At 67.5% G+C, this 14,231-nt stretch carries 13 protein-coding genes; 11 read left to right on the top strand and 2 right to left on the bottom strand.

Annotation, left to right across the window (positions count from 1 at the left end):
- Positions 1–113 precede the first annotated feature (113 nt).
- The 6 genes from ACOABP_RS06555 (at position 114) to ACOABP_RS06530 (ending at position 5,910) form a co-directional block, all read left to right on the top strand.
- Complete coding sequence (locus tag ACOABP_RS06555) at positions 114–1,835, top strand: proline--tRNA ligase (protein WP_474227465.1); 1,722 nt, start codon at positions 114–116, stop codon at positions 1,833–1,835.
- Positions 1,836–1,852: 17 nt separating this feature from the next.
- Positions 1,853–2,614 carry a lytic transglycosylase domain-containing protein gene (locus tag ACOABP_RS06550; RefSeq protein WP_066732364.1) on the top strand — a complete coding sequence of 254 codons (762 nt, stop codon included), beginning with the start codon at positions 1,853–1,855 and terminating at the stop codon, positions 2,612–2,614.
- Positions 2,611–3,546 (top strand): 2OG-Fe(II) oxygenase, encoded by a 936-nt coding sequence (locus tag ACOABP_RS06545; RefSeq protein WP_474227464.1) that lies wholly within the window; start codon positions 2,611–2,613, stop codon positions 3,544–3,546. Before ACOABP_RS06550 ends, ACOABP_RS06545 begins: the two co-directional genes overlap by 4 nt.
- Positions 3,510–4,352, top strand: a complete 843-nt coding sequence (locus ACOABP_RS06540) for an AraC family transcriptional regulator (protein ID WP_474227463.1) — start codon at positions 3,510–3,512, stop codon at positions 4,350–4,352. The genes ACOABP_RS06545 and ACOABP_RS06540 overlap by 37 nt, the downstream gene beginning before the upstream one ends.
- A 114-nt stretch (positions 4,353–4,466) precedes the next feature.
- The gene (locus tag ACOABP_RS06535; RefSeq protein ID WP_474227462.1) at positions 4,467–5,165 is read left to right on the top strand and encodes a LysE family translocator; all 699 of its coding nucleotides are present in this window, start codon (positions 4,467–4,469) and stop codon (positions 5,163–5,165) included.
- 112 nt (positions 5,166–5,277) lie between these two features.
- On the top strand, positions 5,278–5,910 hold the full coding sequence (locus ACOABP_RS06530; RefSeq protein ID WP_474227461.1) for a LysE family translocator: 633 nt from the start codon (positions 5,278–5,280) through the stop codon (positions 5,908–5,910).
- 42 nt (positions 5,911–5,952) lie between these two features.
- Here ACOABP_RS06530 and ACOABP_RS06525 read toward each other — a convergent pair whose 3' ends face one another.
- Positions 5,953–6,495 (bottom strand): hypoxanthine-guanine phosphoribosyltransferase, encoded by a 543-nt coding sequence (locus ACOABP_RS06525; RefSeq protein ID WP_474227460.1) that lies wholly within the window; start codon positions 6,493–6,495, stop codon positions 5,953–5,955.
- Positions 6,496–6,545: 50 nt separating this feature from the next.
- Positions 6,546–7,937, bottom strand: coding sequence for a signal recognition particle protein (ffh, locus tag ACOABP_RS06520; protein ID WP_474227459.1), 1,392 nt, complete (start codon positions 7,935–7,937; stop codon positions 6,546–6,548).
- Positions 7,938–8,056: 119 nt separating this feature from the next.
- On the opposite strand from ffh, the gene ACOABP_RS06515 reads away from it, so the two are divergent.
- The 5 genes from ACOABP_RS06515 to ampD all read left to right on the top strand — a co-directional run bounded on the left by ACOABP_RS06515 (position 8,057) and on the right by ampD (position 13,655).
- Positions 8,057–9,001 (top strand): cytochrome C assembly family protein, encoded by a 945-nt coding sequence (locus ACOABP_RS06515; protein WP_474227458.1) that lies wholly within the window; start codon positions 8,057–8,059, stop codon positions 8,999–9,001.
- Between the two features lie 66 nt (positions 9,002–9,067).
- Positions 9,068–9,334 carry a PP0621 family protein gene (locus ACOABP_RS06510; protein ID WP_474227457.1) on the top strand — a complete coding sequence of 89 codons (267 nt, stop codon included), beginning with the start codon at positions 9,068–9,070 and terminating at the stop codon, positions 9,332–9,334.
- Positions 9,331–11,352 (top strand): sensor histidine kinase, encoded by a 2,022-nt coding sequence (locus ACOABP_RS06505; protein WP_474227456.1) that lies wholly within the window; start codon positions 9,331–9,333, stop codon positions 11,350–11,352. The genes ACOABP_RS06510 and ACOABP_RS06505 overlap by 4 nt, the downstream gene beginning before the upstream one ends.
- A gap of 37 nt (positions 11,353–11,389) precedes the next feature.
- Positions 11,390–13,066 carry a sigma-54-dependent transcriptional regulator gene (locus ACOABP_RS06500; protein ID WP_474227455.1) on the top strand — a complete coding sequence of 559 codons (1,677 nt, stop codon included), beginning with the start codon at positions 11,390–11,392 and terminating at the stop codon, positions 13,064–13,066.
- The gene (ampD, locus tag ACOABP_RS06495; RefSeq protein ID WP_474227454.1) at positions 13,059–13,655 is read left to right on the top strand and encodes a 1,6-anhydro-N-acetylmuramyl-L-alanine amidase AmpD; all 597 of its coding nucleotides are present in this window, start codon (positions 13,059–13,061) and stop codon (positions 13,653–13,655) included. Before ACOABP_RS06500 ends, ampD begins: the two co-directional genes overlap by 8 nt.
- Positions 13,656–14,231 lie beyond the last annotated feature (576 nt).

The raw sequence follows: 14,231 nt of genomic DNA, 5'->3' as shown, positions 1-14,231 counted from the left end.
CGACCAGATGGGCAGTTTCAGGCGCGTCCCCCCGTGAACCGAAAGCCCTTTGCTGCCGTCCGGCGGCGCGGCCGATCCGGCCCGCCACGACCAGCCTTACGAGAAACCAACGGATGAAAGCCTCGCATTTCTTCATTTCCACCCTCAAGGAAGCCCCCGCAGACGCGGAAATCGTGTCGCACAAACTGATGATGCGGGCCGGCATGATCAAGAAGCTGGGCGCCGGCATCTACAGCTATATGCCGGTGGGCTTGCGCGTGATCCGCAAGGTGGAGAACATCGTTCGCGAGGAAATGAACCGCGCCGGCGCCGTGGAACTGCTGATGCCGGTGGTCCAGCCGGCCGAGCTGTGGCAGGAAACCGGCCGCTGGGACAAGATGGGCCCCGAGCTGCTGCGCCTGAAAGACCGCCACGAGCGCGATTTCGCCTTGCAGCCGACCTCGGAAGAGGTGGTCACCGATATCGCCCGGGGCGAAATCCGCAGCTACAAGCAGCTGCCGGTGAACTTCTACCAGATCCAGACCAAGTTCCGCGACGAGCGCCGCCCCCGCTTCGGCATCATGCGCGGCCGCGAATTCACGATGAAGGACGCCTATTCGTTCGACCGTGACGTCGAGGGCCTGAAGGTCTCGTACAAGAGCATGTACGACGCCTACCAGCGCATTTTCACGCGTTTCGGCCTGGAATTCCGTGCCGTGGCGGCCGATAACGGCGCCATCGGCGGCTCGGGCTCGCACGAATTCCACGTGATTGCCGACACCGGCGAAGACGCCATCGTCTACTGCCCCACGTCGGAGTACGCCGCCAACATGGAAGCCGCCGAGGCGCTGCCGCTGACGGCCCAGCGCGCCGCGCCGGCCGAGGCCCTGGCCAGGACGTCGACGCCGGGCAAGGCCAAGTGCGAGCACGTGGCCGAATTCCTGGGCATGCCGCTGGACCGCACGGTCAAGTCGATCGTGCTGGCCACCGATGGCGATGCCGGCGCGCAGATCTGGCTGCTGCTGATCCGTGGCGACCACGAACTGAACGAGGTCAAGGCATCGAAGGTGCCGGGCCTGGCCGAATTCCGATTCGCCACCGAGACCGAGATCGTCGACGCCTTCGGCTCGCCCCCGGGCTACCTGGGCCCGATCGGCACCAAGAAGCCGGTCAAGGTGGTGGCAGATCGCACCGTGGCCAACATGAGCGATTTCTGCTGCGGCGCCAACGAGCGTGACTACCACTACACCGGCGTGAACTGGGGCCGCGACCTGCCCGAGCCGGCCGTGGCGGACCTGCGCAACGTGGTGGCTGGCGATGCCTCGCCGGATGGCAAGGGCACGCTGGAAATCTGCCGCGGCATCGAGGTGGGTCACGTCTTCATGCTGGGCACCCGCTATTCGGAGTCGATGAATGCGGTGTTCCTGGACGAAACGGGCAAGAACCAGCCGATGCAGATGGGCTGCTATGGCATTGGCGTCACTCGTATCCTGGGCGCGGCCATCGAACAGAACTACGACGAGCGCGGCATCATCTGGCCGGCTTCCATCGCCCCGTTCGCGGTGGTGGTGTGCCCGGTCGGCTATGACCGCAACGAAGCCGTGAAAGCCGAGGCGGACCGCATCCATGCCGAACTGCTGGCAGCCGGCGTGGACGTGATCCTGGACGACCGCGGCGAGCGCCCGGGCGTGATGTTTGCCGACTGGGAGCTGATTGGCGTGCCGCACCGCGTGGTGGTGGGCGACCGCGGCCTCAAGGAAGGCAAGGTCGAATACCAGGGCCGCCGCGATGCGCAGGCTACCCCGGTGGCCGTGGCCGACGTGGTGGCGCACGTGCGCAACCTGCTGTCCAGCTAAGCGACGGTCGAAGCGTCATGCGCGCCGCTGGCCTGCCGATGTCCCGCCGCTGGGCTGCCGCCCTGGCTGGCGGCGTGTTTTGTGCCGTGTTGTCCACGGCAGCCTGCGCCGGCGCGCAGAAGGAAGAGGCGCTGGCCGATTCCGTGCGGGGCGCGCTGGCTGCGGCGATTGCCGACAACCGGCCGGTGCGTCCGACGTTTGCGTCCGGCGGCGAGAAGCTCGGCTACCTGAAATGGCTGGGCGAGATGTCGCGGCGGCTGGAATCGCGGATGCCCGATCCGCAGACGCGCGTCGAACTCATCGAAACGGTCTATTACGAAGCCAAGCGTGCCGGGCTGGAGCCGTCGCTGGTGCTGGGTCTGGTGCAGGTGGAAAGCGGGTTCCGCAAGTACGCCATCAGTTCGGCCGATGCACGCGGGCTGATGCAGGTGATGCCGTTCTGGGTACGCTCTATCGGCGACGGTGACACGCGCAAGCTGTTCCACCTGCAAAGCAACCTGCGCTACGGCTGCACGATCCTGCGCCACTATCTGGATCGCGAGAACGGCGACCTGTTCCTGGCGCTGGGCCGTTACAACGGCAGCCGGGGCCGCCCCGAGTATCCCAATGCGGTGCTGGGTGCCTGGAAGCGCTGGCAGTATTCCGAGGCCACGGTCACGATCGCCGGCGATCCTGACGGCGCGGCGCCTGCGGCCACGGCGCCGGCACGCCGCACGCTGCCGCCCGAATCGCCCGCGCGCAACCCCTTCTCGCCGCAGCGGCTGGCGAATCCGTCATGACACGTGAGTCCCGCGTAGGGTATCGCGCCACATCTCCCGAACTCGAACTATGGCTGAAGCGCCATATCGAGCAGGGCTTCGATGCCGAATCGCTGGTGCTGTCAATGTTGCGGTCGGGCTACGACGCCACGTTCTCGCGCGATACCGTCAATGCCGCGCTGGGCCACCGCCCGCCGCCCAGGCAGGCGCCGGCACCCGCGCCGGTGGTGACCCGGCATGCGGGCCAGCCTGCGGCGTCGGCAGTTCCGGCTGCTGGGGCTGCAGCGGCTGCAGCAGCCACGCCGGCGTCCGGCAGCAACGCCTTCCGCCACGAAGGGCGCGAGATGCCGATCCTTTTCGCGCTGGAGGCGCCGCGCATCCTGCTGCTGCAGAATCTGCTCGATGGCACCGAGTGCGACGCGCTGATCTCGCTGGCGCGCGACCGCCTGCAGCGCTCTCCCGTGGTGAATCCGGACACCGGCGATGAAAACCTGATCGACGCCCGCACCAGCATGGGCGCGATGTTCCAGGTGGGCGAGCATGCGCTGATCCAGCAGATCGAGGCCCGGATCGCCGCCATCACCGGCTTGCCGGTCGAGCATGGCGAGGGCCTGCAGATCCTCAACTACAAGCCCGGCGGCGAGTACCAGCCGCATTTCGATTTCTTCAATCCGCAGCGTCCCGGCGAAGCGCGCCAGCTGCGCGTGGGCGGCCAGCGCGTGGCTACGCTGGTGATCTACCTGAACAGTCCGCCGGCCGGGGGCGCCACGGCGTTTCCACGGGTTGGCCTGGAGGTGGCGCCGGTCAAGGGCAATGCGGTGTTCTTCCGTTACAAGCAGCCCGATGGCACGCTCGATGACCGTACGCTGCATGCCGGACTGCCCGTGGCGTCCGGAGAGAAGTGGATTGCCACCAAATGGCTGCGCGAGCATCCGTATCGCAGCCGGGGCTGACCCGCTTCTGGTTCGACCCGGCGCTGCCCGTGGTCGAAAGCCGGCGCGCCTGCGATAGCCAGGCCGCCTACCTTCCGCATTCGCATCCCACGCTGTCGGTCGGCGCCGTCGACGGCGGCGCCAGTGTCTTCGGGCATGACCAGTACAACGTCCGGCGCGATACCCGGCTGGCGCCGGGCGCAGTGGTGTGGGTGCCCGCCGGCTGCGTGCATGCCTGCAACCCGGTGCCCGACGGGCGCTGGAGCTACCAGATGATCCACATCGACGCGGCATGGGCCGATGCGGTGCTGGACGAGGCGGGCCGGGCCCGCGTGCGGCGGGTTCACGTCACCGATGATGCCGCGCCGTACGCGCTGGTCTGCGCGCTGAACGCGATGCTGTTTTCTGACGCCGAAGTGGTGGAGAAGGAGGCGGCGCTGGTGGCATTCGTGGGCGACATGCAGGGCTGGCTGGCTGAGGATGGGCAGGGCATGGCGGCAGATGGGCAGCCTGCGGACGGCCCGCTTGATCGCGTGACCGCGCTGCTGCACGACCGCCATGGCGACGCGTTGCCGCTGGCCCGGCTGGCCGAGGTGGCGGGGATGAGCCGCTATCAATTGATTCGCCATTTCCGGGCGCGGTTCGGCATGACGCCGCATGCGTTCCAGATCGATCTCCGCATCCAGCACGCGCGGCGGCTGCTGCGCCGTGGCGATGCCCCGGCCGATGTGGCCCAGCAGCTTGGGTTTGCCGACCAAAGCCACTTTCATCGCGCATTCCGCCAGCGCGTGGCGCTGACCCCGCGCGCGTATCAGCGGGCGGGCTAGGCAGCTTTCAGGTCTCCGGGGCCTCCGCGCCCCGCGCAATTTTCTTCAATCCTTGCTGCGCCGGTGCCGCCAGACTGCCCGCCTTGACACGTGTTCAATGGCAGGGAGGCTGGGATGGGATTCGATCAGGCGTCGTGGCAGCAGTTTGCGGTGGTGGCCGGTGCGCACGGGCTGGCGTTGCTGAGTCCGGGGCCGGACTTCTTCCTGGTGGTCAGGGCGTCGATGGTCGACGGCGTGCGCAGCGCCATCGGCGTATGCCTGGGCATCGCGCTGGGCAACGGCGTCTATATTGCGCTGGCGCTCGCGGGACTGGCTGCCACGGCCGGCATGCACGGCCTGTTCGGCGCGCTGCAATGGGCCGGTTGCGCCTATCTGGCGTGGATGGGATGGAAATTCCTGCGTGCACGTGGTGCCGTGCGGCTGCCCGTCGATCCCGCCGATCCCGTCGATCCCGCCGGCCCCGCCGATATTGCCGATGCACCCCGTACATCTGGCGCAATGCCCGGCCACGCGTATCTGGCGCAGGTTGGCTCGGGCTTTCTGTCGGCTGTTCTCAATCCCAAGAACGGGCTGTTCTACGCCAGCCTGTTTGCCGTGCTGGCGGGGCGGTCTACGCCGCTGACCACGCAGACCGCCTATGGGGTGTGGATGTTCGCAACGGTACTGCTGTGGGATATCGCCGTGGCGGCGGCCGTGCGGCATCCGGCCGTGATGGGGCGGTTTGTACGGTCGGTGCGTACCGTCGAACGGGCTACCGGCGTGGTGCTGTGGGGGATGGCCGTCGCGGTCGCCATCCATGCCGCTGGGCGCTAGCGCGGCAGCGTGACCAATGCCGTACCGGCACTTTTCGCCCTAACTGTATCGGTACTGTACTGAGCAGTGTCCCTAGACTGAGCGCCTGTTTTCGATTTTCAGGAGCGCCGTCATGGCTCTGACCCTTCCCCCCGAACTTGCCGCCAGTACCGGCGCGTTGATGGCCTACAGCGCCTTCGTGCTGGTCTCGTCGATCACCCCTGGCCCGAACAACACGATGCTGCTGGCTTCGGGCGTCAACTTCGGCCTGCGCCGCACGGTGCCGCATCTGCTCGGCATCTGCATCGGCATGGTGGTGATGATGGTCATCGTGGGGTTGGGCCTGGGCTCGGTCTTCACGGCGTTTCCGTGGACGTGGAGCGTGCTGCGCGTGGCGGCCACGGCCTATCTGGTCTGGCTGGCGTGGAAGCTGGCCACGGCCGGTGGCCTGCAGGACCGCGAGGTGGCGCGGCCCATGACTTTCCTGCGCGCGGCGGCGTTCCAGTGGGTGAATCCGAAGGCGTGGGTGATGGCGGTTGGCGCGTGCAGCGCCTATGTGCTGCATCCCAACCTGTGGACCAATGCGGCCCTGATGGCGGTGCTGTGCGGGGTGGTGAACCTGCCAAGCATCACCACGTGGGCGGTGTTTGGCGCGGCGTTGCGCCGCTGGCTGGCGAATCCGCGCGCGCTGCGCGTGTTCAATGTGACGATGGCGTTGCTGCTGCTGGCATCGCTCTGGCCCATCCTGGGCGCCCACCCGCACTGAGCGCAGTGCGGGCAGACGGGGCTTCAATGGCCCCGGTATCGTTCAGACCAGGGCGCGGATGGCGCCCAGGTTGCGCCAGTAGCCCTTGACGTCCATGCCGCAGCCAAAGACGTAGCGGTCGGGCACCTTGAAGCCGCAGAAGTCGGGGTGCATCGGCTTGAGCTTGGTCAGCGTCTTTTCGCACAGCACGGCGGCGTGGAATTCCTTGGCGCCCATGTCCATGATGCGCTGGCGGATGGCCGCCATGGTCTCGCCTTCGTCGAGGATGTCGTCAAGCACCAGCACCACGCGGTCCTTGACCGATTCGCGCGGCGCCACGCGCCACTGCATCTCGCCGCCCACCGTCTTGTTGTTGTATCGCGAGAGGTGGATGTAGTCGAATTCCAGCGGGAACTGCAGCTTGGGCAGCAGCATGCCAGTGAAGACCACGGCGCCGCCCATCACGGACAGCACCAGCGGGAAGTCGTCGCCCATCTTGTCGGTAATCTCGCTGGCCATGCGGTCCAGCGATTGCTGCACCTCTTCGGCGCTGACGATTTCCTCGGAGCTGGCCCAGAGTTCGCGGGCCTGTTCGGCGGTCATCATGATCGGTGTCCTGTTACTTGTCTTTTGCGGGAATCAGTGTCGGCAGCGGGTCAGCGGTTGAAGAGGCCCTTCATGCCGCCCTTCATGGCACCCATCTGGCGCATCATCTTCATCATGCCGCCGCCCTTGAGCTTCTTCATCATGCCCTGCATCTGGTCGAACTGGTTCAGCAGGCGGTTCACTTCCTGTACCGGCACGCCGGCGCCCGCCGCGATGCGGCGCTTGCGGCTGGCCTTGATCAGTTCGGGCTTGGCGCGTTCGGCGGCCGTCATGCTGTTGATGATGCCCTCCATGCGGCGCACCTGCTTTTCGGCCTGGTCCATGTTGGCGCCCTGCGCCTGCTGCGCGAACTGGGCCGGCAGCTTGTCGACCAGGCTGCCCAGGCCGCCCATCTTCTTCATCTGGCCGATCTGCGCCTTGAAGTCCTCAAGGTCGAAACCGCCGGTCTTCTTGATCTTCTTGGCCAGCTTCTCGGCCGCTTCCATGTCCACGCCGCGCTGGGCTTCTTCCACCAGCGCGAGGATGTCGCCCATGCCCAGGATCCGCTGGGCCATGCGGTCCGGATAGAAGGGCTCCAGGCCGTCGAGCTTTTCGGCCACGCCGACGAACTTGATCGGCCGGCCGGTGATGTGACGTACGGACAATGCGGCACCGCCCCGGGCGTCGCCGTCCAGCTTGGTCAGTACCACGCCGGTCAGCGGCAGGGTGTCGTTGAACGCCTTGGCGGTGTTCACGGCGTCCTGGCCCAGCATGGCATCGACCACGAACAGGGTTTCGGCGGGCTTCAGTTCGGCGTGCAGCGCGGCGATTTCCTGCATCATCGCCTCGTCGATACCAAGGCGGCCGGCCGTATCGACGATCAGCACGTCGTGGTAGTGCTTGCGGGCCCAGTCCAGTGCCGCGCGGGCAATGTCCACCGGCTTCTGGTCGGGCTGCGACGGGAAGAAGTCCGCGCCCACCTGTTCGGACACGGTCTTGAGCTGGGCGATAGCGGCGGGACGGTACACGTCGCACGACACCGTCAGCACCTTCTTCTTCTTGTTTTCCTTGAGCCACTTGGCCAGCTTGCCGGACGTAGTGGTCTTGCCCGCACCCTGCAGGCCGGCCATCAGGATCACGGCGGGCGGCTGGACGTTCAGGTTCAGCTCGGTAATCTTCGGGTCGGCAATGGCGTCGTCGCCACCGATGATTGCGGTCAGCTCGCGCTGCACCACGCCCACCAGGGCCTGGCCCGGGGTCAGGCTTGTGACCACGTCCTCGCCAAGCGCCTTTTCCTTGACGCGGGAGATGAAGTCACGCACGACCGGCAGCGCCACGTCGGCTTCGAGCATGGCAAGGCGCACTTCGCGCAGCATCTCGGCGGTGTTGGCCTCGGTCAGTCGGGCCTCGCCGCGCATGGTCTTGACGACCCGCGCCAGGCGTTGTGTGAGGTTATCCAGCATGGCAGAAAAGGGGAGGAAATCGGCTTGAATGCGGGGCGCAGCCGGCTCGGGGCAGGGGCGGTGTGGCGGGAATCCCATCGCCAGAACCACCCTTGATGGCACTAAGGTAAACTGCGCAAATGGTCATTGTACTGTATGCCTTGACGGCAATTCTCTACTGCGGCCTGGCCTTTCACGGCTGGGCGACGCGCAACCCGCAACTGGCGGCAGCCGGCGGGGCCACGGTCGGGCCATCCGGGCGTCCTGGCGCCGGCGCCACGGCCGTGCTGATGCCATCGCCCACGCCCAACGGCGGGCGTACAGACGGCCAGCCCGCCTGGTGGCATGGGCTGGTCATGGCCGCACTGGTCAGCCACGGCGTGTTGCTGCACGAGACCATCTTCCCGGCAGACCACATGATGTTCGGGTTTGCCTTCGCGCTGTCGGCCATGCTCTGGCTGGGGGTGGGCATCTACTGGATCGAGAGCTTCTTCTTCTCGCTGGCCGGGCTGGGGCTGATCGTGTTTCCGGTGGCGATGCTGGCAAGCCTGATGCCGCTGGCGTTTCCGGGAGCGCAGATCCTGGGCTACGCGGCGCGGCCGCTGTTCAAGCTGCATTTCGTGATTGCCAACGTGGCCTACGGCCTGTTCACGCTGGCGGCCTTCCATGCCTTCCTGATGCTGCTGGCCGAGCGCCGGCTGCACGGCTTCACCCGGCCCGCGGCGGGCGAGCCCGCGTCCGGGCAGTGGCTGGGCCGCTGGCTCGACCTGCTGCCGCCGCTGCTGACGCTTGAAAAACTGCTGTTCCGCCTGATCGCTGCCGGCTTCGTGCTGCTGACGCTGACCATTGCGTCGGGCTTCCTGTTTTCCGAGCAACTGTTCGCCCGGGCGTTCCGGGTGGATCACAAGACCGTTTTCGCGATCATTTCCTGGCTGATGTTCGGCGGCATCCTGATCGGCCGGCATTTCCGCGGCTGGCGCGGCCGCACGGCATTGCGCTGGGTCATTGCATCGTTCGGCATCCTGTTGCTGGCCTATGTGGGCAGCCGCTTCGTGATCGAAGTGGTGCTGCACCGGATTACCTGACCGGGCTCCTTCGCCCCTTCTCCATCGTCCCTTCCCCAGGCCAACCCGTTCCTGTATTTCCGATCCATGGCAAGAATCTTCATCCTGCTGGCTGTCGTGCTGGGCGTTCTCTGGTGGCTGCGCGAGCGCGCCAGTGCGCGCCAGGACTCCGGGCCGGCGCGGCGCGATGCCGCTGGCGGCCGCGAACCGGCCAGTCCGGACGCCAGCCAGCCGATGGTGCAGTGCGCCCATTGCGGCGTGCACCTGCCGCGCACTGACGCCATTGCCTGGCAGGGGCAGCACTACTGCCGCCGCAGCCACCTTCCGGATTCGGCCGGCGAAGGCGGGGCATGATGCGGCGGGCGTCGGTCTGGTCCCGGCTGAGCGGCTGGCATACGCTGGTCGATCTCTGGCGCCAGCCCGAACCGCCCGACTTCCACTGGCGCCTGCTGCGCTATTTCTGCTGGACCCGCGCGGCCGTGGCCGTGCTGCTGCTGGGCTACGCCTGGCTGCCGCTGGAGCGCGCCGCTGCCGGCGTGGCCGTGACCGACCTGGCGGCCACCGCGCGCACGGCGGCCGCCATCCCGGTGGTGGTGCCGTATCTGTGCATCGCGCTGGTGACGCTGCTGGGCACGCTCTGGCGACGCCATTTCCATGTGCGTGTGCGGGTGCAGGTCATCGTCGACCTGGCGCTGCTGGCCGCCATCTATGTGGTGCTGGGCCGCAGCGGCAATCATGGCGAAGGTCTGGCGATGATCTTCCTGCTGCCCGCGCTGGAGGCTGGTGCGCTCACCAGCCTGATGTTCGCGCTGCTGACCGCCGCGGTGTCGGCCATGCTGGTCATGGCAAATCCGTTCGTCCAGACCCTGCTGGTGCGCCAGGCCGATGCCAACCTGCTGGGCTCCGGCCTGTTCGGCCTGGTGTTCATGATCGCCGCGCTGCTGATGTATATGCTGGCAAACCGCCAGATCGCGCAGGAGCAACTGGCGCTGGCACGCGAGCAGGAACTGCGCATGCAGCAGCTGGTGAACCGGCTGATGGTCAACGACATGCAGGACGGCGTGATGCTGGTGCGGGCCCACGGTGCCGTGGTGGCCGCCAACCCGGCGGCATTCGTGCTACTGGGCGTGCAGCCGCACGAGCGGGTCAGGCAGGGACAGGTGCGGGCCGGCGAGCGCGAGAACGTGCTGTTCGACCTGCGGCGGATTCCGCGCCTGCAGCCACTGATGGAGATGTTGCGCGACTGGATCCAGCGCAAGGACGATGTGCCGCGCATTCTGCAGTTGCTGCCGCTGCCATCGCGCCCGTCGGCCAGCCGCACACCGATGCTGCACACCCGCCTGCGCCTGCGCTTCGTGCTGCCTGGCCTGGCGGGGTTGCGGGCCACCCTGAACGGCGTGTCGTCGCTGGGCGGCGATACCACGGGCCTGCACGACATGTCCGCCGAAGGCGCCGCGCGGCTGCGCCTGGCAATTGCCCAGAACGAGGCCATGGCCTGGAGCCCCGAGGACGAAACCCTGCTGCGCAGCGAAATGCGCGACACGGTGCTGGTGCATATCGAAAGCTGGGAACGGATCGCCGAACAGGTGCAGCAGGAAAAGCTGGCCGCGATGGGCCGGCTGGTGGCCAGCGTGGCGCACCAGATCCGCAATCCGCTGGCTGCCATCAGCCAGGCCAACGAACTGCTGGCCGATTCTGGCGGCGGCGAGGGCTCGTCGATCGATGCCCGGCTGCTGCGCATCATCAGCGACAACGTGCGCCGGCTGGACCAGGTGGTGTCCGACGTGCTGCAGCTGTCGCGCCGCCCCAAGGCCGGCCATAGCGCGGTGGAGCTGGGCCACGCGCTGCCCGAGATCGTGGATCGCTGGCGCCTGGAGATGCGCTCGCGCGCCGGTGCCCGCGCCGAGGTCAATCCCAATGCGGTGCGCGTGGTCGTGGACCTGCAGGGGCCGGTAATCTTCGACGCGTCGCAGCTGCAGCAGGTGCTGGGCAACCTGCTGGACAACGCCTGGCGCTACTGCAGCCGGTTGCCGGGATCGATCCGCCTGCTGGCCCACGCGCTGGACCAGCACCACGCCGAACTGATCGTCTGGAACGATGGGGCCGAAGTCACGCGCGAGCAGCAACGCAGCCTGTTCGAGCCGTTTTTCACCAGCAATCCGCAGGGCACCGGGCTGGGCCTGTTCATGGCGCGCGAACTGTGCGGCGCGAACGACGCCCAGGTGCGCTATGGCGCAATCGTGCTCGATGCGTTGCTGGATCGCACCGGGATGCTGGGCGGCGGGGCTCGCGATACACTGCCGGCCAAGGCATTCGTGCTGACGATGCGCATCGAGACCCCCGACGTGGTCGACGCGGCCATCGCCGGCTAGTTCGCATCACACAACAACAACCGGACATTCCATCGTCATGCCAGCCAGACCGCCCGCCCCCGCCCCGATACTTGTCATCGACGACGAGGCCGACCTGCGCGAGCTGCTGGACATTTCGCTGCGCCGCATGGGCCATGACGTGGTGATGGCCGGTTCGCTGGCCGAGGCGCGCCTGCGCCTGGCCGAGCGCCGCTACAGCCTGGTGCTGACCGACATGCGCCTGGGCGACGGGCTGGGCATCGACATCGTGCGCCAGTTGTCGGCATCGCCCGAGCGGACGCCGGTGGCGGTGATCACGGCCTACGGCAGCGCCGACAACGCCGTGGATGCGCTGAAGGCCGGCGCGTTCGACTACATTGCCAAGCCGGTCTCGCTGGATCAGCTGCGCACGCTGATCCTGAACGCGCTGGGCCGCCAGCAGCGCGCGCCGGCCGATGGCGGCAGCCCGGCCGAGCCGCCGGAGCTGGCCGACCGCGCGGCGCAATTGCTGCCAGGCGTGTCGGCGGCCGTCAACGAGGTGCGGCGCTCGCTGTCGCGGCTGGCGCGCAGCATGGCGCCCGTGGTGATCAGCGGGGAGTCCGGCAGCGGCAAGGAGCGCGCCGCGCGGGCCATCCACGCCATCAGCGCCCGGTCGGCGCATCCGTTCGTGGCCGTGAACTGCGGCGCGATTCCGGAAACGCTGATGGAGTCGGAGTTCTTTGGCTATGTGAAGGGCGCCTTCACCGGCGCCGATGCCGAGCGCGGCGGGTTCTTCCAGGCCGCACATGGCGGCACGCTGTTGCTGGACGAAGTGGCGGACCTGCCGCTGGCCATGCAGGTCAAGCTGCTGCGCGCGCTGCAGGAACGCCGCGTGCGCAAGATCGGCGCCAGCAAGGAAGACAGCGTCGACGTGCGCGTGATGTGCGCCAGCCACAAGGACCTGGCGGCGATGGTGGCGGCCGGACTGTTCCGGCAGGATCTGTATTACCGGCTCAACGTGCTGGAACTGCGCATGCCCACGCTGCGCGAGCGCGGCGAGGACGTACCCGTGCTGGCGCACGCGATCCTGGAACACCTGGCTACCCGCTATGGCGACGCGCATCCCAAGCGGCTGTCACGTGCCGCGCTGGAACGGCTGACGGCGTACCCGTTCCCGGGCAACGTGCGGGAACTGGAAAACCTGCTGGAGCGCGCCTACGCGTTTGCGGAAACCGACGAAATCGCCGTGGCCGACCTTGGGCCGCTCGACGCCGGCATGGAGCGCGCGAGCCTGTTGCAGACCGGCATGTCGCCCATGCCGGCTGGCGCGCCCGTGGCCGCACCGGCCGGCTATCACGCCTGGGGCAGCCCGATGACCTGGCCGGCCGCCGGCGCTGCGGCACCGGGTGGCGCAAATCCGGAACTGGCGCCCGAGCCAGGCGCGGATGACGGCGAAGCCGGGCAGGGCGACAGCGTGGCGGCCGACCCGCTGGGCGCGGCGCTGGCCGACCTCGATTTCCCGATCGACCTGCCTGCGCGGCTGGAAGCCGTGGAGCGCGAGCTGATCCTGCGCGCGCTGCGCCAGACCGGCTTCAACCGCACGGCGGCCGCGCCGCTGCTGGGCCTGAACTTCCGTCAGCTTCGGTACCGCATCCAGCAACTAGGTATTCGCGACGAACGCGATGGCCGGGACGGCCGCGATGCCGCCGACGATGGCGAATCGGTGGCCGAGGGCGAGGGACGCGGCGATGCGTGACGCTACCGGCGCCCACGACTTCATGCCTGACGCCGAAGGCTGGGTGCCCGCCGCCCGGCACGTGCCGTCGCCGAATTTCGATGCGCGGCCCGATGGCGCGCCGCTCGACGTGGTGGTCATCCACAACATCAGCCTGCCACCCGGCCAGTTCGGCAGCGGCGACATCGAGGCGTTCTTCCAGAACCGGCTCGATGCGTCGCGCCATCCGTTCTTCGAGACCATCCGCGATGTGCGCGTGTCGGCCCACTTCCTGATCGCCCGCGACGGCGAGCTGGTGCAGTTCGTGGCCTGCACGCAGCGCGCGTGGCATGCGGGACAGTCTGCGTACTGCGGACGCCAGCGCTGCAACGACTTCTCGATCGGCATCGAGATCGAGGGCGCCGACGACCAGCCGTTCACGCTGGCCCAGTACGACACCGCCGCCGCGCTGGTGACCGCGCTGCGCGCCGCCTACCCGATCCAGGGCATTGCCGGGCACAGCGATATCGCGCCCGGACGCAAGACCGATCCGGGCCCGCATTTCGACTGGCATCGGTTCGCGACGCAGGCGGACCTGCCTGCGGAATTGCTGCCGTATCGGCACGGATGACCCAGTCTGTGTAGGGATAATCACTGTGTTGCACAAACGCCGCAAAACGCGCGGCGGCCTCAAGACGGTGAATGTGGCGCCAACAAAACCCCGAACCCCGCAGGTTGTCATCGCACTGAAAAATACCTGTGCAGTTACGTGAACGCCGCTTCATTTCGGCGCAATGGCGGCTACAATCGCGCCCCCGGCGGTTGCAGGCGCGCCCCATCCTGGGTCACCTATCGGTGATCCATTCCCATTAAAAAATTTTCGAAATTTTGTGCGCCACCGAACGTGACGCCGCGAAGCCTTGAGGCAGCGCGCTTTGCGGGAATGTGGCGCCGCCGCACCGGACCGCCCAGACCCCACGCCGCGCTTGTCAAGACTGGTCATGCTGTCTCTTTTCACTATACTTAGGCCCAGTTTCGAACGGCACCACAACATCTAGTGGTGCCGCCGGGGGACCGGCCCGGAAGTGCAGAAAACGTCGCGGCAGCATGCGGCATTTAATGCAGATGGGTTAGTGGGCCGGCGCAGTACCGAAAGTCCCTAGCAAAGTGTCCGCACGAGCAGTTTGGTTCGCATCTGGCATGGCCT

This window comes from Cupriavidus sp. HE11, assembly GCF_056097175.1.
This window is presented reverse-complemented; position numbering and strand designations above follow the sequence as displayed.

Excerpts from the sequence above, each read along its gene's own strand:
- ACOABP_RS06555 (WP_474227465.1), top strand. The coding sequence starts at position 114 with ATGAAAGCCTCGCATTTCTTCATTTCCACCCTCAAGGAAGCCCCCGCA.
- ACOABP_RS06550 (WP_066732364.1), top strand. The coding sequence starts at position 1,853 with ATGCGCGCCGCTGGCCTGCCGATGTCCCGCCGCTGGGCTGCCGCCCTG.
- ACOABP_RS06545 (WP_474227464.1), top strand. The coding sequence starts at position 2,611 with ATGACACGTGAGTCCCGCGTAGGGTATCGCGCCACATCTCCCGAACTC.
- ACOABP_RS06540 (WP_474227463.1), top strand. The coding sequence starts at position 3,510 with ATGGCTGCGCGAGCATCCGTATCGCAGCCGGGGCTGACCCGCTTCTGG.
- ACOABP_RS06535 (WP_474227462.1), top strand. The coding sequence starts at position 4,467 with ATGGGATTCGATCAGGCGTCGTGGCAGCAGTTTGCGGTGGTGGCCGGT.
- ACOABP_RS06530 (WP_474227461.1), top strand. The coding sequence starts at position 5,278 with ATGGCTCTGACCCTTCCCCCCGAACTTGCCGCCAGTACCGGCGCGTTG.
- ACOABP_RS06525 (WP_474227460.1), bottom strand. The coding sequence starts at position 6,495 with ATGATGACCGCCGAACAGGCCCGCGAACTCTGGGCCAGCTCCGAGGAA.
- ffh (WP_474227459.1), bottom strand. The coding sequence starts at position 7,937 with ATGCTGGATAACCTCACACAACGCCTGGCGCGGGTCGTCAAGACCATG.
- ACOABP_RS06515 (WP_474227458.1), top strand. The coding sequence starts at position 8,057 with ATGGTCATTGTACTGTATGCCTTGACGGCAATTCTCTACTGCGGCCTG.
- ACOABP_RS06510 (WP_474227457.1), top strand. The coding sequence starts at position 9,068 with ATGGCAAGAATCTTCATCCTGCTGGCTGTCGTGCTGGGCGTTCTCTGG.
- ACOABP_RS06505 (WP_474227456.1), top strand. The coding sequence starts at position 9,331 with ATGATGCGGCGGGCGTCGGTCTGGTCCCGGCTGAGCGGCTGGCATACG.
- ACOABP_RS06500 (WP_474227455.1), top strand. The coding sequence starts at position 11,390 with ATGCCAGCCAGACCGCCCGCCCCCGCCCCGATACTTGTCATCGACGAC.
- ampD (WP_474227454.1), top strand. The coding sequence starts at position 13,059 with ATGCGTGACGCTACCGGCGCCCACGACTTCATGCCTGACGCCGAAGGC.